The organism is Pseudomonas sp. M2(2023) (assembly GCF_030263955.1).
GTDB classification, from domain to species: domain Bacteria; phylum Pseudomonadota; class Gammaproteobacteria; order Pseudomonadales; family Pseudomonadaceae; genus Aquipseudomonas; species Aquipseudomonas asiatica.
The window spans coordinates 5,144,679-5,167,928 of sequence record NZ_CP127114.1; the positions used below are offsets into that span (position 1 = coordinate 5,144,679).

The 23,250-nt window shown below is 65.4% G+C and carries 20 protein-coding genes; 11 read left to right on the plus strand and 9 right to left on the minus strand.

Translation table 11 applies throughout. From position 1 onward, the window contains the following. Window positions 1–2: 2 nt before the first annotated feature. Together QN085_RS23630 and QN085_RS23635 are read right to left on the minus strand one after the other, a co-directional pair. The gene (locus QN085_RS23630) at window positions 3–554 is read right to left on the minus strand and encodes a cytochrome b (RefSeq protein WP_023661484.1); all 552 of its coding nucleotides are present in this window, start codon (window positions 552–554) and stop codon (window positions 3–5) included. A gap of 214 nt (window positions 555–768) precedes the next feature. Next, window positions 769–2,634, minus strand: a complete 1,866-nt coding sequence (locus tag QN085_RS23635; RefSeq protein WP_013974519.1) for a flavin monoamine oxidase family protein — start codon at window positions 2,632–2,634, stop codon at window positions 769–771. A 265-nt stretch (window positions 2,635–2,899) separates the two neighbouring features. Here QN085_RS23635 and QN085_RS23640 point away from each other — a divergent pair, with 265 nt between their 5' ends. Together QN085_RS23640 and QN085_RS23645 are read left to right on the plus strand one after the other, a co-directional pair. Beyond that, entirely contained in the window at window positions 2,900–4,306 is a 1,407-nt protein-coding gene (locus QN085_RS23640) for an adenosylmethionine--8-amino-7-oxononanoate transaminase (RefSeq protein WP_013974520.1), read from the plus strand. Window positions 4,307–4,435: 129 nt separating this feature from the next. After that, entirely contained in the window at window positions 4,436–5,155 is a 720-nt protein-coding gene (locus QN085_RS23645) for a 16S rRNA (uracil(1498)-N(3))-methyltransferase (protein ID WP_013974521.1), read from the plus strand. Here QN085_RS23645 and trhA read toward each other — a convergent pair whose 3' ends face one another. The 7 genes from trhA to QN085_RS23680 all read right to left on the minus strand — a co-directional run bounded on the left by trhA (window position 5,156) and on the right by QN085_RS23680 (window position 14,816). Further along, window positions 5,156–5,773, minus strand: a complete 618-nt coding sequence (gene trhA, locus QN085_RS23650) for a PAQR family membrane homeostasis protein TrhA (RefSeq protein ID WP_013974522.1) — start codon at window positions 5,771–5,773, stop codon at window positions 5,156–5,158. It abuts the gene before it with no gap. Between the two features lie 157 nt (window positions 5,774–5,930). Then, complete coding sequence (locus QN085_RS23655) at window positions 5,931–6,404, minus strand: chemotaxis protein CheW (RefSeq protein WP_285688687.1); 474 nt, start codon at window positions 6,402–6,404, stop codon at window positions 5,931–5,933. Then, window positions 6,397–11,349 (minus strand): hybrid sensor histidine kinase/response regulator, encoded by a 4,953-nt coding sequence (locus QN085_RS23660; RefSeq protein ID WP_024087837.1) that lies wholly within the window; start codon window positions 11,347–11,349, stop codon window positions 6,397–6,399. The genes QN085_RS23655 and QN085_RS23660 overlap by 8 nt, the downstream gene beginning before the upstream one ends. A 35-nt stretch (window positions 11,350–11,384) precedes the next feature. After that, entirely contained in the window at window positions 11,385–13,439 is a 2,055-nt protein-coding gene (locus QN085_RS23665) for a methyl-accepting chemotaxis protein (RefSeq protein ID WP_041506358.1), read from the minus strand. An 11-nt stretch (window positions 13,440–13,450) separates the two neighbouring features. Further along, the gene (locus QN085_RS23670) at window positions 13,451–14,005 is read right to left on the minus strand and encodes a chemotaxis protein CheW (RefSeq protein ID WP_003257767.1); all 555 of its coding nucleotides are present in this window, start codon (window positions 14,003–14,005) and stop codon (window positions 13,451–13,453) included. Continuing rightward, window positions 14,002–14,367 (minus strand): twitching motility response regulator PilH, encoded by a 366-nt coding sequence (gene pilH / locus QN085_RS23675; protein ID WP_003257768.1) that lies wholly within the window; start codon window positions 14,365–14,367, stop codon window positions 14,002–14,004. The genes QN085_RS23670 and pilH overlap by 4 nt, the downstream gene beginning before the upstream one ends. A 47-nt stretch (window positions 14,368–14,414) precedes the next feature. Continuing rightward, window positions 14,415–14,816 (minus strand): response regulator, encoded by a 402-nt coding sequence (locus tag QN085_RS23680; protein ID WP_003257770.1) that lies wholly within the window; start codon window positions 14,814–14,816, stop codon window positions 14,415–14,417. 212 nt (window positions 14,817–15,028) lie between these two features. Here QN085_RS23680 and gshB point away from each other — a divergent pair, with 212 nt between their 5' ends. The 9 genes from gshB (at window position 15,029) to hslU (ending at window position 23,173) form a co-directional block, all read left to right on the plus strand. Continuing rightward, window positions 15,029–15,982 (plus strand): glutathione synthase, encoded by a 954-nt coding sequence (gshB, locus tag QN085_RS23685; protein WP_013974527.1) that lies wholly within the window; start codon window positions 15,029–15,031, stop codon window positions 15,980–15,982. 91 nt (window positions 15,983–16,073) lie between these two features. Next, a complete protein-coding gene (locus tag QN085_RS23690; protein ID WP_013974528.1) occupies window positions 16,074–16,979 on the plus strand; it encodes an energy transducer TonB in 906 nt (301 codons plus the stop codon). A 171-nt stretch (window positions 16,980–17,150) separates the two neighbouring features. After that, the gene (locus tag QN085_RS23695) at window positions 17,151–17,720 is read left to right on the plus strand and encodes a YqgE/AlgH family protein (RefSeq protein WP_013974529.1); all 570 of its coding nucleotides are present in this window, start codon (window positions 17,151–17,153) and stop codon (window positions 17,718–17,720) included. Further along, window positions 17,720–18,157, plus strand: a complete 438-nt coding sequence (gene ruvX, locus QN085_RS23700; protein ID WP_013974530.1) for a Holliday junction resolvase RuvX — start codon at window positions 17,720–17,722, stop codon at window positions 18,155–18,157. The genes QN085_RS23695 and ruvX overlap by 1 nt, the downstream gene beginning before the upstream one ends. 49 nt (window positions 18,158–18,206) lie before the next feature. After that, entirely contained in the window at window positions 18,207–18,725 is a 519-nt protein-coding gene (gene pyrR / locus QN085_RS23705) for a bifunctional pyr operon transcriptional regulator/uracil phosphoribosyltransferase PyrR (protein ID WP_023663354.1), read from the plus strand. A 12-nt stretch (window positions 18,726–18,737) separates the two neighbouring features. Continuing rightward, a complete protein-coding gene (locus QN085_RS23710; RefSeq protein WP_041506357.1) occupies window positions 18,738–19,742 on the plus strand; it encodes an aspartate carbamoyltransferase catalytic subunit in 1,005 nt (334 codons plus the stop codon). Continuing rightward, window positions 19,739–21,010, plus strand: coding sequence for a dihydroorotase (locus QN085_RS23715; protein WP_013974532.1), 1,272 nt, complete (start codon window positions 19,739–19,741; stop codon window positions 21,008–21,010). The genes QN085_RS23710 and QN085_RS23715 overlap by 4 nt, the downstream gene beginning before the upstream one ends. Before the next feature lie 212 nt (window positions 21,011–21,222). Continuing rightward, window positions 21,223–21,753, plus strand: coding sequence for an ATP-dependent protease subunit HslV (gene hslV / locus QN085_RS23720; RefSeq protein ID WP_003249309.1), 531 nt, complete (start codon window positions 21,223–21,225; stop codon window positions 21,751–21,753). Between the two features lie 76 nt (window positions 21,754–21,829). Continuing rightward, the gene (gene hslU / locus QN085_RS23725) at window positions 21,830–23,173 is read left to right on the plus strand and encodes an ATP-dependent protease ATPase subunit HslU (protein ID WP_015272084.1); all 1,344 of its coding nucleotides are present in this window, start codon (window positions 21,830–21,832) and stop codon (window positions 23,171–23,173) included. Window positions 23,174–23,250 lie beyond the last annotated feature (77 nt).

Here is a 23,250-nt window from a genome sequence, read left to right on the forward strand (position 1 = left end):
AGTCAAGCTTTGCGGCCCAGCATGCGGGTCAGGGTCGCGTCACGGTCGATGAAATGGTGCTTGAGCGCTGCCAAGCCATGCAGCACGGCAAAAATCACCAAGCCCCAGGCCAGCCAGAGATGGATCACGCCTGCCAGGTCTGCCTGGTCGGGCAGGTCGCTGACGAGTGCCGGCACTTCGAACAGGCCAAACACCGGAATGCCGACACCGTCGGCGGTGGAAATCAGGTAACCGGCGATCATTACCGCGAACAGCCCCAGGTACAGGGCCAGGTGGCCCAACTTGGCTGCCAGGCGGGTGAATGCGCCGTGGCTGGCTGGTGCCGGTGGTGGCGGGCTGATGAAGCGCCAGAGCACCCGCAGCAGCATCACCGCCAGCAGCACCAGGCCGATGCTCTTGTGCAGGTCCGGGCCGGCCTTGCGCCAAGGGCTGTAGTAGTCGAGGCCGACCATCCACAGGCCCAGCCCGAACAGGCCGAAGACTGCCAGAGCCACGCCCCAGTGCAGGACGATGCTGACCACGCCGTAGCGAGAAGATGAATTGCGCAGTTGCATGTTGACGTGTTTCCCCGTGAAAGCTGTGCACAGACTAACGCGTAACGCATCGAATAAAAGCGTAAAAAATTGCTTTGGTTTATCGAGAAATCCGATATGTATTCTGTAAGCTTCCCATTAAGGAAACATTAACGATAGTTGGGTAATCAGCGGTTGCCAGTGCCGGCCCTGTGGGAGCGGGTTTACCCGCGAAAGGGCCAGCACTGTCAATAAATCAACCGGCCTTGGCTTGGGTATTGGCTACAGCTTTCTTGGCCGGTTCGGACTTGGCAGTCGCTTTCTTGGTCTCGGCAGGCTTGTGGGTCGGTTTGTGCGCCGGTGCATGCTTGCCAGATGCAGCCTTGGTCGCAGCAGGCTTGGTCGCTGCTTCCTTGACCACAAGCGCTGGCGCAACCGGGGCCGGCGCTGCTTGCGGGGCTGGGGCTGGCGCAGGCGCCACTTCCTCGGCCTTGGCAATCGGCTCGGCCTTCACCTCAGGCTTGTCCGCCCCGCCAAACAGGCGCTTGAAGAAGCCCGGCTTATCCTGCTTGGCCTCATCGACCGGCTTCGGCTCGGCCTTGACCGGGGCCTTGTCAGCCTTGTCGCCCTTGTCGGAAGAACCACCGAACATGTTGGAGAAGAACCCGCCCTTGCTCTCCTTGGCCGCCACGGCGCCTGCAGCTGCCGCCGCCGCCACTGGTGCCGCCTTGGCCGGGTCGAACGACTTGCCGGCCAGCAGGTCCTGCACCTGGCTGGCCGCGCGCTGGCCACTGCGCAGGGCGCCTTCCAGAGTGCCCGGGTAGAGGGCGTCGGTATGCTCACCGGCAAAGGTGATGCGCTGCACCGGACGCTCCCAAAGGCGCCAGTACTTGCTGATCTGCCCCGGGCCGTAGGCCAGGTAGGCGCCGCCGGTACCGGCGTCGGTGCTGTAGCGCTTGACCTCGTAGCCGGTGAACGAACCACGGGCCTGCGGGTAGAACGCATGCAGGCGGATCAGCACCTGGTCGACCATCTGCTTGTCACCGAACGCCTGCAGCAGGCGGGCGTTGTCGCCCGACAGGTTGATCACCACGTTGGCGCCACCCTTGAGCGCGGGTTCGATCCACAGCATGCCCAAGCCTGCGTTACTGAAGATTTCGCCCGACATGCGCGCCCGGCTTTCCCACACTGGCTTCTTGAACTTGAGCATCAGCTGGTCGCGCCAGCCATAGTTGGTACCCTTCAACGCCGCCAGGTGCTGGCTGTCCAGGCCCGGGGTCATCTGGATCTTGGCCAGGGCGCGCAGGGGCACGGCCATGACCAGGTAATCCGCCTGGTAGCCGACGCTGCCGACCTTGACCGTGACACCGTCCTTGTCCTGGACGATGGAGGTCACGGGTGAACTGGTCTTGATCGTCTTCAGTTGCTTGACGAACGCTTGGGCCAGTACCGGGCTGCCACCGGGCAGGCGCGCGGCACGCAGGTCACGGTCGCTGACGCCACGATACACGCGGTTCTGCTGGGCAAAATACAGCAGCGACAGGCGCGATGGCTCATCGTAGCGGGTACGGATCTGCTGGTTGACCAGCTGGCGGGCGGTGGTCGGCAGCTGCAGCTTGTCCAGCCAGGTGGAGACGTTGATCTGGTCGAGGGCGAACAGCGTGCTGTTGGCTTGCGGGTTCAGCGGGTCTTCGATCGAACGGGCCAGGTCATCGAGGGTTTTCTCGTAACGCTTGAGCGCCTCGGCGGTGGCCGGCTGCTTGGTAGCCAGGTCGGTGGCACTGAAATACTCGCCGTCAATCAGGTAACCGGGGGTACGCACGAACTCCGGTGCCGGCAGTGTTTCAAGTTTGAAACGGTCGAGGTACTGGTTGAGCACCGGCTGCGCCTTGGCGTTGCCGATCCACTCACTGGTAGCCAGGCCAGAGCGCCCGCCCATGCCCGGCTTGGCTTCCAGCAGCGTCACCTGCCAGCCTTTGTTCTGCAGCTCGTAGGCGGCCGTCAGGCCCGCCAGGCCGCCACCCACGACGATCGCCGAAGGTGTCTTGTCCTTTGCCAGCGCGGCGCCGCTGGACACACCAATCAATACCAACGCGCACAGGCGCACCCAAGCAGCAGCCATGTCGGCGAACTCCGAGTCAGGGGGTTTCAGAAACGTGGAGAGGCAGAAATGCCCCGGGAGAGATGCGTTAAGAATACGTCAGGTCTACCGACCCTGCCAGCGCAGTGACATCAAGTCCTTTTCGCCACTGACATTTTTGCCTGCAGCGTTTCCACGCGGTAGCAAGCGTAGCTGGCAACCCGATGAACAGCGGCGGTTGTCCTGCCCTGCGGCATTGCTTAGGCTTACGCGGTCGAACCAAGCCGCAAAGCCAGGAGAAGTGCCCATGGGCCTCAATGATCAGTGGATGCAACGCGACCTCAAGGTCCTGTGGCACCCCTGCACCCAGATGAAAGACCACGAGAAGCTGCCGCTGATCCCGATCAGGCGCGGCGAAGGCGTGTGGCTGGAAGACTTCGAAGGCAAGCGCTACCTGGATGCGGTGAGCAGCTGGTGGGTCAACGTGTTTGGCCACGCCAACCCGCGTATCAACCAGCGCATCAAGGACCAGGTCGACCAGCTGGAGCACGTGATCCTGGCCGGTTTCAGCCACCAGCCGGTGATCGAGCTGTCCGAGCGCCTTGTAGCCATGACCCCGGCCGGCCTCGACCGGTTGTTCTATGCCGACAACGGTTCGTCGTGTATCGAAGTGGCGCTGAAGATGAGCTTCCACTACTGGCAGAACGTCGGCAAGCCGGGCAAGAAGCGCTTCGTCACCCTGACCAACAGCTACCACGGAGAAACTATCGCCGCCATGTCGGTCGGCGATGTGCCGCTGTTCACCGAAACCTACAAGGCGCTGCTGCTCGACACCCTCAAGGTGCCCAGCCCCGACTGCTACCTGCGCCCCGAAGGCACGAGCTGGGAAGAGCACTCGCGCACCATGTTCCAGGCCATGGAACAGACCCTGGCCGAGCACCACGCCTCGATCAGCGCGGTGATCGTCGAACCGCTGATCCAGGGTGCCGGCGGCATGCGCATGTACCACCCGGTGTACCTCAAGCTGCTGCGCGAGGCCTGCGACCGCTACGACGTGCACCTGATCCACGACGAAATCGCCGTGGGCTTCGGCCGCACCGGCACCATGTTCGCCTGTGAACAGGCCGGCATTCGCCCGGACTTCCTGTGCCTGTCCAAGGCCCTGACCGGCGGTTACCTGCCGCTGGCCGCCTGCCTGACCACCGACAAGGTGTACCAGGCGTTCTACGACGACTACCCGACCCTGCGCGCGTTCCTCCACTCGCACAGCTATACCGGCAACCCGCTGGCCTGCGCCGCGGCGCTGGCGACCCTGGACATCTTCGAGCAGGACAACGTGATCGAGGCCAACAAGGCATTGGCCACCCGCATGGCCAGCGCCACCGCGCACCTGGCCGACCACACGCATGTGGCCGAGATTCGCCAGACCGGCATGGCCCTGGCCATCGAAATGGTCCAGGACAAGGCCGGCAAGGTCGCCTACCCGTGGCAAGAGCGTCGTGGCCTGAAAGTGTTCGAGCATGCCCTGACGCGTGGCGCCCTGCTGCGCCCGCTGGGCAGCGTGGTGTACTTCCTGCCGCCGTATGTGATTACGCCAGATCAGATCGACTTCCTGGCAGAAGTGGCCAGCGAAGGCATCGACATTGCCACCCGCGATAGCGTCAGCGTGGCCGTACCGGCCAACTTCCACCCCGACTTCCGCGACCCGGGCTAAGCCCGGAAGCCCGCCGCGTACTCTGTGGGAGCGGGTTCACCCGCGAATGCAATAGTGGAGTCACCGCCGCATTCGCGGGTGAACCCGCTCCCACAGGGACCACCTTCTCCCTTTAGCTTGAGCTCAACCATGAGACTGTCCCGCTTTTTCATCGACGCCCCCCTGAGCCTCGGCGAGCATGACCTGCCCGAAGCCCAGGCCCACTACATCGGCCGCGTACTGCGCATGGCCCCCGGCGACGCCGTGCAGCTGTTCGACGGCAGTGGCCAGGAATACCGCGGCCAGTTGCTCGAAGTGGGCAAGAAAACCGTGCGCGTCAGCCTCGACCAGGCCCTCGCCGGCCAGGCCGATTCACCACTGCACGTGCACCTCGGCCAAGGCCTGTCCCGTGGCGAGCGCATGGACTGGGCGATCCAGAAAGCCACCGAGCTGGGCGCCAACGAAATCACCCCGATCGTCAGCGAACGCTGCGAAGTGCGGCTGAAGGACGAGCGCGCCGACAAGCGCCTGGCCCACTGGCGCCAGGTGGCGATCAGCGCCTGCGAACAATGCGGCCGCTCGACCTTGCCGGTCATCCACCCGCCAGTGACCCTGGCCGAGTGGCTGAACAGTGCCAATGCCGACCTGAAACTGGTCCTGCACCCGGTGGCCGAACCGCTCACCAGCCATGCCAAGCCGGCCACACTGGCCTTTCTGATCGGCCCCGAGGGCGGCCTGAGCGAAGCGGAGGTCGAGCAGGCCAAGGCTGCCGGTTTCCACGCAGCACGCCTTGGCCCACGCGTGCTGCGCACCGAAACCGCACCGGTGGTTGCATTGTCGGTGGCACAGCAACTGTGGGGTGACTTTTAACTAACGCACGTAGAACGACACCGCCACGAAATGCATGAGGCTGCCGGCGATCACGAACAGGTGCCAGATGCCATGCCAGTGGCGGAAGCGGCTGTCGAAGGCGAAGAAGATGATGCCGACGGTGTAGAACACCCCGCCGGCAGCCAGCCAGGCAAAGCCGGCGCTGCCGAGCGAGTGCAGCAGCGGCTTGACCGCCACCAGCACGATCCAGCCCATCACCGCATAGATGATGATCGACAGGATGCGCGCTTCGGAGCGCGGCTTGATCTCCTGCAACATGCCGATCACCGCTAGCCCCCAGACAACCCCGAACAGGCTCCAGCCCCAGGGCCCGCGCAGACTGACCAGGCAGAACGGCGTGTAGCTGCCCGCGATCAGCAGATAGATCGACAGGTGATCGAGCTTGCGCATGATCACCTTCGCCCGCCCGCGAGTGCTGTGGTACAGGGTAGAAATGCTGTACAGCAACAGCAAGGTGCTGCCGTAGATGGAGAAACTGACGATCTTCCACGGGTCGCCCTGCAGGCCCGCGACCACGATCAGCCAGATGGCACCGATACAGGCAAGGACGGCACCGACCAGGTGGGTCCAGGCGTTGAAGCGTTCACCGTAGTACATGCAAACACAGACCTCCTGAGGTGGGCTGGGTTCCTGCGTCCTTCTGTTCCGGCCTCTTCGCGGGTAAACCGCTCCCACAGGGATCCCACGATACCAGAGGGTGGCGCACTACCTGTGGGAGCGGGTTTACCCGCGAAGAGGCCCTGTGTCTTACATCCTACCCAAGCTCAGGTTGCAATTGCGCGTCACGCACCAGCCGTTCCAGCCCGGCCAGGTCCGGCACCCGCGCTACCTGTTCGCCCACCTGCACCGCCGCCAGTTCCAGGCGACCCAACGCCACGTCCACGTAGTTCAGCTGGCTGTCCAGCTTGCATGAGCGCGGTATGTCCTGCAGCAACAACGCCAGGTAGCGCAGACCGGTATCACCCAAGGCATTGAGCACCACCACGCGTGCCCGCTCGCCGCAGGGTGTCTCGCCACCGCACGCGGCTTCGAAGCCGATCAGCGGCAGGCGCTGCTGGCGCCAGTCGATCCAGCCCAGGTGCCAGGCCGGGTCGCCGCGTTGGCACACCACATTGCGCTGGCCACTCAACTCGGCCACCGCCACGTTGGGCAACACCAAGGTACGGTCACCCAACGGCAGCAAAAGCCCGGTCAGGCTGCTGCGTTGGCCGGCGATCAGTTCAAGCATGGGTCTGGCTCCAGTGGGCAATGCTCTGCAACAGGACCGACTCCTGATACGGCTTGCCCAGGTATTCGTTGACGCCGATGGCCATGGCGCGGTCGCGGTGCTTCTGCCCGGTGCGCGAAGTAATCATTATGATCGGCAAGTCTTTCAGACGCTCGTCACGGCGGATACGTGTGGCCACCTCGAAGCCGTCCATGCGCGGCATCTCGATGTCCAGCAGCAACACATCGGGGCGGTGTTCTTCCAGCAGGGCCATTGCATCGACCCCGTCCTTGGCCGTCAGCACACTCATGCCGTGGCGTTCCAACAGGCGGCTGGTGACCTTGCGCACAGTCACCGAATCGTCCACCACCATTACCAGCAACGCCCGCCGTGGCGCAGGGCCGAACACCTGGCGCCGAGCCGCACCGCCACCCGGCAGGCGCGCCAGGCGCCGCTGCTGGCCACGCAACTGGCCCAGCAGGTCAAGAATCAGTACCACCCGACCATCGCCCAACAGCGTTGCCCCCGACAACCCGGCAACTGCGGCAAACTGCGGCCCCAGGCTCTTCACCACGATCTCGCGGCTGGGCGACAGGCTATCGGCCTGGATGGCGAACGATTGCTCCTGGGAATGCACCAGCAGCACTGGCAGAGGCACGCTCTGCCCGAGCAATGCCGGGCGTGGCATGCCCTGCAGCAGCTCACCCAGGTAGCGCAGCTCGTATTCGTGGCCGGCGTACACATAGCGTGGGGCGTCCAGCTGGTAGCACGCCGCCAGTTCTGCCGGCGGCACGCGGACGATGCCCTCGATGGTGTTCAACGGAATGGCGTACTGCTCTTCACCCAGGTGCACCATCAGCGCACGGTTGACCGACACGGTGAACGGCAGGCGGATCAGGAAGCGCGCCCCCTTGCCTTGGGCCGACTCGATACTCATCGAGCCACCCAGCTGCTTGACCTCCTCGTGCACCACGTCCATGCCCAGGCCACGCCCGGAAATCTGGGTGATCTTCTCGGCAGTGGAAAAGCCCGGGCGCAGAATGAACTGAAGGATCTCGTGATCGCTCAATTGCGCCTGCGGGTCCAGCAGGCCGCGCTTGATGGCCTTGCGGCGCACCGCTTCCAGTGGCACGCCGGCACCGTCGTCGGTCATTTCGATAACGATATCCGCGCCTTCGTGCAGCAGATTCAGGTGAATGGTGCCCTGCTCCGGCTTGCCCGCGGCCAGGCGCATTTCGCGGCTTTCCAGGCCATGGTCGACGGCGTTGCGCAGCATGTGCTCCAGCGGCGCCACCATACGTTCGAGCACGCTGCGGTCGAGTTCACCCTCGGCATTGCCGACCACCAGCTCCACCTGCTTGCCCAGCTCGCTGGCCACCTGCCGTACCACACGCTGCAAGCGCGGCACCAGGCGCTCGAAGGGTACCATCAGAGTAGCGGTCAGGCCTTCCTGCAACTGGCTGTTCACCCGCGCTTGCTGCTGCAGCAGGCTGTGGGCTTCCTGGGCGCGCTGTGCCAGGGTTTCCTTGAGGTCGAGCAAGTCCGAGGCGGACTCGAACAAGGCCCGCGACAGCTGCTGCAGTTGCGAGTGGCGGTCCATTTCCAGCGGGTCGAAGTCGTCATAGGCATCGCCTTCGAACTGCTGCCGGCTGGACATCCGCCCTTGGGTCTCGATATCCAGGCGCAGCAACTGGTCGCGCATGCGCTCGAGGGTGGTTTCCATCTCGTTGAGGGTGAACTGCGCATCGTTCACCTGCTGCTCGATGCGCCCGCGGATGATCGAGTGCTCACCGGCCAGGTTGCCCAGGTCGTCGAGCAGCTCGGCATCGACCTTGACCATATCACCTGGTGCCCGCTCCGGAGCCACCGCCGGCGCCTCACTGGTCGCGGCCTCGACCGGCCCCTGGCCGGCAGCGCTGTCGGCCAGGGCCGAGAAGCTGAAGTTGCGGATGTAGTCGATCAGCGCGGTGGCAGCATGCAGCGGTTGCCCCAGGCGCACGGCATCGAGCATATGCGCCAGGCGGTCATGGCAGTTCTGCAGCAAGGCGAACAGTGGCGCGCTCGGTGGCATACGGCCTGCGGCCAGCAGTTCGTAGAGAAACTCCAGCTCGTGGGCCAGGTCGCCGATCGGCGCAATTTCGACCATGCGCGCCACACCCTTCAGGGTGTGCAGGTCGCGCATCAGGTTGTCCACCTCGACACTGCTGCGCGGGTCAGCCTGCCAGCGCGCCAGGGCAGCGGCGGCACTCTCGACGATGTCCGAGCTTTCTTCGAGGAAGACTTCCAGCAGCTCTTCGCCTGGGCTTTCCGGCTCTTCGACCAGCGGCTCGGCCACAGCTGGCAGCAAAGGGTTGTGCGCAGGCCCGAGGCCAAGGGTATCGGCCAGGTCCATGTCCGGATGCAACGGCGTGACCGTGTCGATGCCCACCAGGCCAGTGGCCTCCGGTGCCAGGGCCTGGCCAAGCAGGTGGCGCAGGCTGTCGACCAGCTCTGGCCTTGGCGGGATGTCCTGCCCGGCCGCCACTTCGTCGAGCATGTCCAGCAGTGCTTCATGGGCCCGCTGCACGTGGGCGAAGAACCGTGCATCGGCGGGCAGGCTGCCCTCCTCCACGGCGCCGTACAAGTCGAGCAAGGCCTCGCACACGTCATCCATCTGCCACAGGTCGGCCAGATGCGCAGCGTGGCCCAGGGTAGTCAGTTCGTCGAGCAGGGTGTCCAGCGCATCGCGCTGGCCGGGCTGTTCCTGCCAGCGCGACAGCAACGACTCGGCATCAAGCAGGATATCCATGGCCTGGGCCAGGAAACTGGCAATCGATTGCGGGTCGCGCTTGCTGCGCCGCCCATGCTGCGGGTCGTCATGCAAGCTGGCCAGGTGCCCGTCAACCGCCTGGCCGACCTGCTCGATCAGTTCCGCGGCGCCGGGGATGGCTGCCAACGGCGTGCTGTCGAGTTGCGCCAGGCCCAGGTGGAACAGCGAGCGCGCAGCTTCCAGCCATTCGATCTCGGCCATTTGCAGGGGCAGTTGGTGGCCCTTGTATTCACGAGCCAGGCGGTCGAAGGCGGTGGCCAGTTCGGCGACCGGCATCACCCCGGCCATGGCGGCACTGCCCTTGAGCGTATGCAGGGCGCGCTGCAGGCCATCGCTGACCTGCGTATCGTGGCCGTCGGCGCCCTGCAGGAAAGCATCCAGGCTGGCCAGGTGGCCCTGCGCCTCGCTGCGGAAAATCTCGAGCAGTTGCGGATCGAGGCCGTCGATGTCGGCCGCCACCGGGGCATCGTTTTCGGCCAGGGCATGCAGGTGCCCGGCCAGTTGCTCGATTTCCGTCAGTTGCGGTAACTGGCCTGCGGCAAAGTCGGCCAGCAGGTCGGGCAGGTAGACGAATACCTGCTGCAGGGCCACCACGCCTTCCGGGCTGAGCACGCTGCGGCCCTCGAGTACCCGGTTCAGCAGGTGTTCTGCGCCCCAGGCCAGCTCGGCCACCGCCTCGGCATGCACCATGCGGCCGCTGCCCTTGAGCGTATGCAAGGCGCGGCGTACTTCTCCCAGTGCCTCGCGCTGCTGGTTGTCGGCACGCCAGCGCAACCAGTGGCGCTCGATTTCCGGCAGCAGTTCACCGGCCTCGTCGAGAAACACTTCACGCAGCTCGTCATCGATGCCATCAGCGCTGCCATCCTGGCCTGCGGTGGCCTCGACCATCGCGCAGTGCACACCCAGTGTCGCCAGGCTGGCGCGCGCCATGTCGATGAAGGGCTGGCCATCCGCCAATGGGTCCGCCACCCGCCATTGCAGGTAGCATTCGGCGGCGCTCAGGGCCTCGGCCAAGTGCGTCAGCTCATCGGCTGGCGGCTCCACCTCCAGGTGCTGCAGCCACCGCTGCACATAGCTGGCGCAACCGGCAAACAGCTCGGCCACGGTCGGCAGCATCAACATCGCCAGTGCACCACGAATCTGCTGCAACAGCCCTGGCAAAGGTTGCAGGCGTTGCCGAGGCCAGCCGGATTCCAGGCAATCGCCGATCAGGTCCTTGGCCTGCTGCAGCACATTCAGCGACTCGTTCAACACCAGCTGGCGGATTTCGGCCAGGTCCGAGCCCGGCAGGCCGCCCTGGCCGTTTTCCTCCAGCGGGCCAACCATGCCATTGAGCGTGGCCTCCACGTACAGCAGGGCCCCCGCTACATCCATCAACACCGCGTCGTCCACGGCCCGCTCGCCCTGGGCCAGGGCCTGCAGCGCCAGCACCTGGTCGATGATCACCCGGCGTGGCTGCTGGAAGCCAAGCACCGCCAGGGTGTCGGCCACGTGGCGCAGCGGTGCCAGCAGGGCATCGAGCTGCTCGCTGTGCTGGCGATCGCCACGCACGAACTGGTCCAGGCGCTCCTTGATGCGCATCAGGTCGTCGCACAGCGCGGTCACCACCGAGCGCAGGGCATCGCGGCCCGGCCCTGCCTGCAGCTGGTCGCGCCAGTTGCCCAGCGACAGGTCGAGGTTGGCCAGGTCGTCGGCACCGGCAAAGCGTTGTGTGGCGCCGCTGATCAGGCTGGCCTGGGCCAACGGCTCCTCGCCACGGCAGGCACGCAGCTGGTTGAGCAGCGGCAGCATCACCAGTGGCAGGTCGTGGCGGGCGCCGCGCAGGCGCTCCAGATACGATGGCAATTGCTCCAGGCCGCGGAACAACGCGCCCAGGCAATCACCGCGGGGGCTGACCTGACCATCGGCCAGGGCCTTGGCGAACAGCTCCAGTTCTTCAGCCAGGCGCGTGGCACCGCGCAGTTCGAGCATGCGCAGGCAGCCGTGCACCTGGTGGAGGTTGTCGACCACGAACGCCATCATCGACAGGTCGCCAGGCTCGCCGGCAAAGCGCTCCAGCGCCTGGCGCGCCTGGCCCAGGCAGTCAAGGATGGCGGCTTTGGTCCAGGCCAGCGCCACGGTGTCGTGGCGCTCGGGGCTTACAGCTGCTACAGCCATGGGCACTCCTCGGCGCTGCTCTTCAGTAGGGCTATTCACTTGGGCTCTGCTGGTGGTGGCAGGGTGAACCCGGACACCGAACGGCGCATCTCGCTGGCCATGCGTGCCAGGTGGCGGATGCTGTCGGCAGTGGCGCCGGAGCCGGCGGAGGTCTGCGCGGTAATCTGCTGGATGACCGCCATGGTGTGGGAGATCTGCCCGGCAGACGAAGTCTGCAGCTGGGCGGCATCGGAGATGCTGTGGATAAGGTCGGCGAGGTTCTGCGATACGCCTTCGATCTCGGCCAGCGCCACCCCGGCATCCTGGGCCAGGCGGGCACCTCGCACCACCTCGGCGGTGGTCTGCTCCATGGATATCACCGCCTCGTTGGTGTCGGCCTGGATGGTGCGCACCAGCGCTTCGATCTGCCGGGTGGCCGAGGACGAGCGTTCGGCCAGGCGCTGCACTTCGTCGGCGACCACGGCGAACCCACGGCCGGTCTCGCCGGCCAGCGAGGCCTGAATCGCCGCGTTGAGGGCGAGGATGTTGGTCTGGTCGGCAATGTCGTCGATCAGGCTGACGATGTCGCCGATTTCCTGGGAAGATTCACCGAGGCGCTTGATCCGTTTGGCGGTGTCCTGGATCTGTTCGCGAATGTTGTCCATGCCGTTGATGGTGTTGTGCACCACCTCGTTGCCCTTGTTGGCGATCGCCACCGAGCGCTCGGCCACCTTGGCCGACTCGTAGGCATGCGCCGAAACCCGGTCGATCGATTCGACCATGTCGCCAACCGCCTCGGAAGCCTCGCTGATCTGCTCGGCCTGGTGCTCCGAGGCCTTGGCCAGCTGGCGTGCGGTGTTCTGTGTGTCCTGCACGGCGGCAGCGACCTGCACGGCACTGTGGTTGATGGTGGCGACCAGGTCGCGCAATTGGTCCACGGAATAGTTGATCGAGTCGGCAATGGCGCCGGTGAAGTCTTCGGTCACCGATACGGTCACGGTCAGGTCGCCGTCAGCCAGCTCTTCGATTTCGTCGAGCAGGCGCATGATCGCCTGCTGGTTGCGTTCGTTCTTTTCCGCCGTCTCACGCAGCTGGCGGTTGGTGGTGCGTACCATGACCAGGCCGATGAGGATGATCGAAGCCAGCGCCAGAAGGCCCAGGACATAGCCGCCGACGGTGTCGAGCGTGCGCCCGCCAGCCAGGTTCTCGAAACCGTTGGCCAGGTGCGAGGCCTCGTCGAGCAGGGTTTGCGACAGACTGAAGATGTTGCCCGCAGCCTCGCGCACGCGGAACAGTTCCGGCGAGGTTTCGAGGATTTCATCCACCGAGCCGGCAACGAACTGGAACAGCTCGGCAATTTCAGCCAGGCGCGCACGGGCATCGGCGTCCTCGACACGGGTCACCTGGATCGCCGCGTTGCCACTGAGCATGCCCTCGAGCACCTGGCCGAAGCGCCCGGCATCGCGGCCGAAGGCATCCGCCGCCTGGGCCGCGGCATCGTCACCGGCCAGCACGGTGTTGACCGAGCCGAGAATGCGTTCGGCCAGCAGCAACTGGCGCTGGGCCACCGCCACCTGGCTGGCCGGGGCGCCACTCTGCAGCAGGATTTCGACCACTTTCTCGTATTCCACCTGCAACTGCGGCACGGTCTCGGCCAGGGTCGCCGCCACCTGGTGCAGCGACAGCACGGTCTGCTCGCTGGCCAGGATGGTGTCGGTGTTCTTGCGCAGGTTTTCCCAGTCGCGGCGTACCGCTTCCATCTCGTCACGCACCATGGGCGGCGCAGGTGGCAGGCCGGTGGACTTGTCACCTTCACGCAAGTAGCCCCAGCGCCGTTCGAAATCGTTGCGCGCGTCCGACAGCAGCTTGAAGGCCAGGGCCTTGCCGGTGGCGGCTTCGGTGGCGTTCTTGGCGATGCGCTGCGACAGCACCCGCAGTTCGCCGGCGTGGCCGATGTACTGCTTGTCGTAGTTGGACTGGGTGTTCAGGTAGGCAAAGTTGGCGAACAGCAGAATGATCGACAGGATCAGGATCAGGAACAGCACGGTGATCTGCGCGATGCTGCGGGTACGTGGGGTCACGGTGGTGACGGGGGTGGCAGGCTTGTTCACGTTCGCAGGTCCTATAACGCCACATCGAGAAAGCCCGGCGCCTGGGCCAGGGCGAAGGGGCTGAAGATCGCCCAGTTGCGTTCACGCGGGAAATGCCCCTGCACGAAAGGTGCAGCCGCGCGGATCAGGGGCTGTGGCGGCGACAGTTGCAGGCTGTCGAGGGCAAAGTGCTGCAGGCCCAGCACCTCGTCCACCAGCAGGCCGACGAACAGGTCCTCGTGATCCAGCACCAGCACCCGCCGCTGCTTGCCCGGGGCGGCGTGGCCCAGGCCGAAGAAACTGCTCAGGTCCATCACCGGTAACAGCCGCCCGCGCAGGTTGGCTACCCCGCACACCCACGGCTGCACGCCGGGGACGCGGCTGCTGCGCGGTTCGCGCAGCACCTCGGCAACCTCGCCCATGGGCGCGACGAACCATTGCCCGGCTATGCGGAAGCCGATGCCGCTCCACTGTTGCAGGCGGTTGTCCTGCGGTGGCTGGTCGGCGACCAGCAGGCGGCAGCGCCGGTCGATGTCCAGCAACAACTCGAAGGCGGTCAGCGACGCGCCCTGCGGGCGGGTGGTCAAGCCCCGAGCACTTCTTTGAGCTTGGCGATCAGCGCGTCCTCTTCCACCGGCTTGGTCAGGAAGTCACGAGCGCCCTGGCGCGTGGCCCAGATACGGTCGGTTTCCTGGTCCTTGGTGGTGACCACGATCACCGGGATGGTGCTGGTTTCCGGGTCCTTGCTGAGCTGACGGGTTGCCTGGAAGCCGTTCATGCCGGGCATCACGATGTCCATCAACACCGCGTCGGGCTTGTCCTGCCGTGCCAAGGCCACGCCATCGGCACCGTTGTTGGCCTTGAGCACCTGGTAGCCGTGCTTTTCCAGCCATTCGGTCAATCGGTACATCTCTGTCGGCGAGTCGTCGACAATCAGAACTCGGGCCATGCTGGTTCCCCATCAGGAAAGAAAGACCGTGCCATGGCGGGGCGCGGTCAGGGTGCGTGTTGTTGGGCTGCGGCAAAACCGGGCACGTGGGCGCGGATCGCGTCGAGCAGTTCTTCCTTGCTGAACGGTTTGGTCAGGAACTGGTCGGAGCCGACCACCCGGCCGCGGGCCTTGTCGAACAGGCCGTCACGTGACGAAAGCAGAATGACCGGGGTGTCCTTGAAGGCACTGTTGTGCTTGATCACCGCGCAGGTCTGGTAGCCGTCCAGGCGCGGCATCAACACATCGACGAAGATGATGCTGGGCTGGTGGTCGACGATCTTGGCCAGCGCATCGAAGCCATCGCTGGCGGTGATCACCTCGCAGCCCGCTTCACCGAGCAACATCTGTGCGGTGCGGCGGATCGTGCGCGAGTCGTCGATCACCATCACCTTCAGGGGTTGTTCCATCACTTGGGCTACCGTCGCTGCTTATGCCGAATTCCTGGAGCTGCTGCGCAGCCCCAAAGGCCTGTTGTATAGCGCTATGACTGGCATTTTTAGCACACTCCGGGTGGCCGTTCCATCTGCGGCGCCCCTTGACCGGCGGCGTTCACGGCGCCACCCTGAGCCACTTTTCTTTCGATCCATCGCGGCCACGTGCCGCCAAGAGGAACCACCCCATGAGCGTTCGCCTCGGCATTGTCATGGACCCCATCGCGTCCATCTCCTACAAGAAGGACAGCTCGCTGGCCATGCTGCTGGCCGCCCAGGCACGCGGCTGGAGCCTGTTCTACATGGAACAGCGCGATATGTACCTGGGCGCCGGCCAGGCCCGTGCGCAGATGCGCCCGCTGAAAGTGTTCGCCGACCCGGCCCGCTGGTTCGAGCTGGGCGAGGAGCAGGACAGCGCGCTGGCCGAGCTGGACGTGATCCTGATGCGCAAGGACCCGCCCTTCGACATGGAGTTCGTCTACAGCACCTACCTGCTGGAGCAGGCCGAGCGCGAAGGCGTGCTGGTGGTCAACCGCCCGCAGAGCCTGCGCGACTGTAACGAAAAACTGTTCGCCACCCAGTTCCCGCAGTGCATGGCGCCTACCCTGGTCAGCCGCCGTGTCGACATCCTGCGCGAGTTCGCCGACAGCCGTGGTGACGTAATCCTCAAGCCGCTGGACGGCATGGGCGGCGCCTCGGTGTTCCGCCACCGCAAGGACGACCCGAACCTGTCGGTGATCCTGGAAACCCTGACCCAGCACGGCAACCAGCAGATCATGGCGCAGGCCTACCTGCCGCAGATCGTCGACGGCGACAAACGCATCCTGATGATCGACGGCGAGCCGGTGGACTACTGCCTGGCGCGTATCCCGGCCAGCGGCGAGACCCGTGGCAACCTGGCCGCCGGCGGCCGTGGCGAAGCACGCCCGCTGACCGACCGCGACCGCTGGATCGCCGCCCAGGTCGGCCCGACCCTGCGCGAGAAGGGCCTGATGTTCGTGGGCCTGGACGTGATCGGCGACTACCTCACCGAAATCAACGTCACCAGCCCCACCTGCATCCGCGAGATCGATGCCGCCTACAACACCGATATCGGCGGGCAATTGATGGATGCCATTGATCGCCAGCTGAAGGCGCGCTGACCGCCGACGCACGGCAACAACCCAGAGTGGGGTATGATGCGGGTCCTTTTAGCCTGGCCTGCTGCCCCGCCCTGCGGTTGCTGGAAACCCGATGACGCTGCCCGCTGACATCCCCGCCGACCTGCTGCCCCCCCGTGTTCGCCCGGTGGACCGGCTCGGCTTTACCCTGTTCCTGGCTGCCCTGGTGCACCTGGCGCTGATCCTCGGCGTCGGCTTCAGCGTGGTCAAGCCTGCCGAAATCCGCCACACCATGGACATCACCCTGGCCACCTTCAAGAGCGAGAAACCGCCGGAGAAAGCCGATTTCCAGGCCCAGGACAACCAGCAGGGCAGCGGCACCCTGGACAAGAAAGCGGTACCCAAGACCACCGAACTGGCACCGTTCCAGGACAGCAAGATCAACAAGATCACCCCGCCACCCGCCGCGAAGCCCGAGGTGGTACCGCCCCCTGTCCCGCAGAAGTCGGCGGTAGTGACCACGGCGCCCAAGCCGCAGAAGGTCGAGCCCAAACCCAGGGAAAGCAAACCGCAGCCCAAGCCGGCAGCCCCGGCACCGGACTTCGACAGCTCACAGTTGTCCAGCCAGATCGCCAGCCTGGAGGCGGAGCTGTCCAACGAGCAGCAGATGTACGCCAAGCGCCCGCGCATCCACCGGCTCAATGCCGCCTCGACCATGCGCGACAAGGGGGCCTGGTACAAGGAAGAGTGGCGCAAGAAGGTCGAGCGGGTGGGCAACCTGAACTACCCCGATGAAGCGCGCCGGCAACAGATCTACGGCAACCTGCGCATGATGGTGTCGATCAACCGCGATGGCTCGTTGTACGAGGTACTGGTGCTGGAGTCGTCCGGGCAACCGGTGCTTGACCAGGCGGCGCAGCGCATCGTGCGGCTGGCGGCGCCGTTTGCGCCGTTTACCGGGGACCTGGCCGAGTTTGACCGGCTGGAGATCATCCGCACCTGGCGCTTTGCCCGTGGGGACCGTTTGTCCAGTAACTGACCTGCGGCATTACGCGGTCCCTGTGGGAGCAGGTTTACCCGCGAAAGCGTCCGACTAAGCGACATCATTGCCTGATCTGGCGCATTCGCGGGTAAACCCGCTCCCACAGGGAACGCGCAAGCCTCGTTACGCACCTTGTCAGCCTCGCCACCTGGCGCCACACTATCCCCCATGAAAACCCTCACGCCGAGCTACCTCAAGCATCAGTTCCTGATCGCCATGCCACACATGGCCGATCCGAACTTCGCCCAGACCCTCACGTACATCGTCGAGCACAACGCCCATGGCGCCATGGGCCTGGTGGTCAACCGGCCGCAGGAGCTGAACCTGGCCGACATCCTCGAGCAGCTGCGCCCGGACGAAATGCCACCGGCCAGCACCTTGCAGGTGCCGATCTACCAAGGTGGCCCGGTACAGACCGACCGTGGCTTCGTGCTGCACAGCAGCGAATGCAGTTTCCAGGCCACCGTGGCGCTGGATGGGCTGTCGCTGACCACCTCGCAGGATATATTGCTTGCCATCGCCGCCGGGGTAGGCCCGAAACAGAGCCTGATCACCCTGGGCTATGCCGGCTGGGAAGCGGGCCAACTGGAAGCGGAGCTTGCCGACAACGCCTGGCTCAACTGCCCGTTCGACCCGGAAATCATCTTCGGCCTGACCAGCGACCTGCGCCTGGAAGCCGCCGCCGCCAGCCTGGGGATCAACCTGAACCTGCTGACCAGCCAGGCGGGCCACGCCTGATGGCCGAACTGCACCCGGAATTGCGTCTGCTGCTGGGCTTCGACTACGGCAGCAAACAGATCGGCGTAGCCGTCGGCCAGGTGGTTACCGGCCAGGCCCGCGAGCTTTGCACCCTGAAGGCACAGAACGGCGTGCCGGACTGGGCCCAAGTGGAAAAGCTGATTGCCGAATGGAAGCCCGACGCCATCGTCGTCGGCCTGCCGCTGAACATGGACGGCACCCCCAGCGAAATGAGCGCCCGCGCAGAAAAGTTCGCCCGCCGCCTGAACGGCCGCTTCAACCTGCCCGTGCACACCCACGACGAACGCCTGACCACCTTCGAGGCCAAGGGCGAGCGCATGGCCCGTGGCGGCCAGCGCGGCAGCTACCGCGACAACCCGGTCGATGCCATCGCCGCCGCCCTGTTGCTGCAAGGCTGGCTGGAGGCCAATACCTGATCATCTTTGCCGCCGGCCCCGCCCGGCGCACCCTTCCGAGGAGCCCGCAATGAGCCTACCCAATCCCGCCGACCTGATTCGGCAGATGGCTGTCGACCTTCGTGCCCACCTGGCGCGCCGGGCAATTAACGAACCGCGCTACATCGGCATCCGCACCGGCGGCGTCTGGGTTGCCCAGGCCCTGCAGGAAGCCATGGGCGAAACCAGCCCCATGGGCACTCTGGACGTGTCGTTCTATCGCGACGACTTCAGCCAGAACGGCCTGCACCCGCAAGTGCGCCCGTCCGAACTGCCGTTCGAGGTCGAGGGCCAGCACCTGGTGCTGGTGGATGACGTGCTGATGAGCGGCCGCACGGTACGCGCCGCGCTCAACGAACTGTTCGATTATGGCCGCCCGGCCAGCGTCACCCTGGTCTGCTTGCTGGACCTGGATGCCGGCGAACTGCCAATCCGCCCGAATGTACTCGGCGCCACCCTGTCGCTGCCCCCCCATGAACGGGTAAAATTGACCGGACCCGCACCGCTCGCCCTCGAGCGCCAGGACCTCGCCTCCGCTTCCGCCCTTTAAGAGTCCCCCGCGATGACGCCAATCGACGCCAAGCGCCCGCTGCAGCTCAATGATCAGGGCCAGCTGCGCCACTTCCTCTCGCTCGACGGTTTGCCCCGCGAACTGCTCACCGAGATCCTCGACACCGCCGACTCCTTCCTGGAAGTCGGTGCCCGGGCCGTGAAGAAGGTCCCGTTGCTGCGCGGCAAGACTGTGTGCAACGTGTTCTTCGAGAACTCCACCCGTACCCGTACCACGTTCGAACTGGCGGCCCAACGCCTGTCGGCCGACGTGATCAGCCTGAACGTGTCGACCTCCTCGACCAGCAAGGGCGAAACCCTGTTCGATACCCTGCGCAACCTCGAAGCCATGGCCGCCGACATGTTCGTGGTGCGCCACTCCGACTCCGGGGCTGCGCACTTCATCGCCGAGCATGTGTGCCCGGAAGTTGCCGTGATCAACGGCGGTGACGGCCGCCACGCGCACCCGACCCAGGGCATGCTCGACATGCTCACCATCCGCCGCCACAAGGGCAGCTTCGAGAACCTGTCGGTGGCCATCGTCGGCGACATCCTGCACTCGCGCGTGGCCCGCTCCGACATGCTGGCGCTCAAAGCGCTGGGCTGCCCGGACATCCGCGTGATCGGCCCGAAAACCCTGATCCCGATCGGTATCGAGCAGTACGGCGTGAAGGTCTACACGGACCTCGCCGAAGGCCTGAAGGACGTCGACGTGGTGATCATGCTGCGCCTGCAGCGTGAGCGCATGGCCGGCGGCCTGCTGCCCAGCGAAAGCGAGTTCTACCGCCTGTTCGGCCTGACCACCGCGCGCCTGGCCGGCGCCAAGCCCGACGCCATCGTCATGCACCCGGGCCCGATCAACCGTGGCGTGGAAATCGAGTCGGCGGTGGCCGACGGCAAGCACTCGGTGATCCTCAACCAGGTCACCTACGGCATCGCCGTGCGCATGGCCGTGCTGTCCATGGCCATGAGCGGGCAGAACGTGCAACGTCAATTCGACCAGGAGAACGCCCAGTGACCATCAGTATTCTCGGCGCCCGGGTCATCGACCCGAACAGCGGCCTGGACCAGGTCACCGACCTGCACTTGGACGGCGGCCGCATTGCCGCCATCGGTGCAGCCCCGGCCGGCTTCAGCGCCAGCCGCACGATCCAGGCTGATGGCCTGGTCGCCGCACCCGGCCTGGTCGACCTCGGCGTGTCCCTGCGCGAGCCGGGCTACAGCCGCAAAGGCAACATCGCCAGTGAAACCCGCGCCGCCGTCGCCGGCGGTGTCACCAGCCTGTGCTGCCCGCCGCAGACCAAGCCGGTGCTGGACACCTCGGCCGTGGCCGAGCTTATCCTTGACCGCGCCCGCGAGGCCGCCAACAGCAAGGTCTACCCGATCGGCGCCCTGACCAAGGGCCTGGAAGGCGAGCAACTGGCCGAGCTGGTGGCACTGCGCGACACCGGCTGCGTGGCCTTCGGCAATGGCCTGAAGGAAATCCCCAACAACCGTACCCTGGCCCGCGCCCTGGAATACGCCGCCACCTTCGACCTGACCGTGGTGTTCCATTCCCAGGACCGCGACCTGGCCCAAGGCGGCCTGGCTCACGAAGGTGCCATGGCCAGCTTCCTCGGCCTGCCGGGCATTCCGGAAACCGCCGAGACCGTGGCCCTGGCGCGCAATCTGCTGCTGGTGGAACAGACCGGCGTGCGTGCTCACTTCACCCAGATCACCAGCGCCCGTGGCGCGCGGCTGATCGAGCAGGCCCAGCAGCTTGGCCTGCCGGTGACCGCCGATGTGGCGCTGTACCAACTGATCCTTACCGACGAGTCGCTGCGTGAGTTCTCCAGCCTGTACCACGTGCAGCCACCGCTGCGCACCGCCGCCGACCGTGACGGCCTGCGTGCGGCGGTGAAGTCGGGCGTGATCCAGGCGATCTCCAGCCATCACCAGCCACACGAGCGCGACGCCAAGCTGGCCCCGTTCGGCGCCACCGAGCCGGGCATCAGCAGTGTCGAACTACTGTTGCCGCTGGCCATGACCCTGGTGCAGGACGGCCTGCTCGACCTGCCAACCTTGCTAGCCCGCCTGAGCAGCGGCCCGGCGGTGGCCCTGCGCCTGCCGGCCGGCGAGCTGAAAGTGGGAGGCGCGGCCGACCTGGTGCTGTTCGACCCGCAAGCCTCGACCGTGGCCGGCGAGCAGTGGTTCTCCCGCGGTGAGAACTGCCCGTTCATCGGCCACTGCCTGCCGGGTGCGGTGCGTTATACCTTGGTCGATGGGCATGTCTGCCACGAGGCCTGAGTGAAGCTCTTCGCGGGCACGCCCGCTCCCACAGGATCACCACTATTCCAAGGCATGTGGTAATCCTGTGGGAGCGGGCGTGCCCGCGAATGCCCTTGCAGGGTTCCCCCTGTCATGCGCGACCATTCATCCCCCACGGTTGAAATCCTTCCCCCCACCCCCATATGAGTCTGCATCAGGCACTTTCGCCCCGCTGCGTGGAGACTCTCCCCTTGACCACCATCGTTTCTGTCCGCCGTAACGGCAAAGTCGTCATGGGCGGCGACGGCCAGGTATCCCTCGGCAACACCGTGATGAAAGGCAACGCCAAGAAGGTGCGCCGCCTGTACCACGGCCAGGTCATCGCGGGCTTCGCCGGCGCCACCGCCGATGCGTTCACCCTTTTCGAGCGCTTTGAAGGCCAACTTGAAAAACATCAGGGCCACCTGGTCCGCGCCGCCGTCGAGCTGGCCAAGGAATGGCGTACCGACCGCTCCCTGAGCCGCCTGGAAGCCATGCTGGCCGTGGCCAACAAGGACGCCTCCCTGATCATCACCGGCAACGGCGATGTGGTCGAACCCGAAGACGGTCTGATCGCCATGGGTTCCGGCGGCGCCTACGCCCAGGCCGCAGCACGCGCCCTGCTGAACAAGACCGACCTCTCGGCCCGTGAAATCGCCGAGACCGCCCTGAACATCGCCGGCGACATCTGCGTGTTCACCAACCACAACCTGACCATCGAGGAGCAGGACCTGGCCGACTGATCAGCTGTTCTGGCGCTCCATCCCGGTGATGGGGCTTTTCCACGCTGAATCATTCTGCCCGAGGACCCTATTGATCATGTCCATGACCCCCCGCGAGATCGTCCACGAACTCAACCGCCACATCATCGGCCAGGACGACGCCAAGCGCGCCGTGGCAATCGCCCTGCGCAACCGCTGGCGGCGCATGCAGCTCCCCGCCGAGCTGCGCGCCGAAGTGACCCCGAAGAACATCCTGATGATCGGCCCAACCGGCGTCGGCAAGACCGAAATCGCCCGCCGCCTGGCCAAGCTGGCCAACGCGCCGTTCCTCAAGGTCGAAGCCACCAAGTTCACCGAAGTGGGCTACGTGGGCCGCGACGTCGAGTCGATCATCCGCGACCTGGCCGATGCCGCGCTGAAGATGCTGCGTGAGCAAGAGATCATCCGCGTGCGCCACCGCGCCGAAGACGCCGCCGAAGACCGCATCCTCGATGCCCTGCTGCCGCAGGCGCGGGTCAGCAGCTTCGCCGAAGAAGCCGCGCAGACCAGCACCGATTCCAACACCCGCCAGCTGTTCCGCAAGCGCCTGCGCGAAGGCCAGCTGGACGACAAGGAAATCGAGATCGAAGTGGCCGATGCCGTGGGCGTCGAAATTGCCGCGCCGCCCGGCATGGAAGAAATGACCAACCAGCTGCAGAGCCTGTTCGCCAACATGGGCAAAGGCAAGCGCAAGGCGCGCAAGCTGAAGGTCAAAGAGGCGCTGAAGATGGTTCGCGATGAAGAAGCGAGCCGCCTGGTCAACGAGGAAGAACTCAAGGCCAAGGCCCTGGAAGCTGTCGAGCAGCACGGCATCGTGTTCATCGACGAAATCGACAAGGTTGCCAAGCGCGGCAACGTTGGCGGCGCCGACGTGTCCCGTGAAGGCGTGCAGCGCGACCTGCTGCCGCTGATTGAAGGCTGCACCGTCAACACCAAGCTGGGCATGGTCAAGACCGACCACATCCTGTTCATTGCCTCGGGTGCGTTCCACCTGAGCAAGCCGAGCGACCTGGTGCCCGAACTGCAAGGCCGCCTGCCGATCCGTGTGGAGCTCAAGGCCCTGACCCCTGAAGACTTCGAGCGCATCCTGCAGGAGCCGCACGCGTCGCTGACCGAACAGTACCAGGCCCTGCTCAAGACCGAAGGCCTGAATATCGAGTTCCTCGCCGACGGTATCAAGCGCCTGGCCGAGATTGCCTACCAGGTGAACGAGAAGACCGAGAACATCGGTGCCCGCCGCCTGCACACCCTGCTCGAGCGTTTGCTCGAAGAGGTGTCGTTCAGCGCTGGCGACCTGGCCAGCACCCATGACGAAGCGCCGATCCAGATCGACGCGGCGTACGTGAACAGCCACCTGGGTGAGCTGGCGCAGAACGAAGACCTGTCGCGTTACATCCTGTAAGACCGCAGGGGGCCGCCTTGCGGCCCATCGCGACGCAAGGCCGCTCCCACAGGTAGGGCGTTGCCCTCCAATGCAGC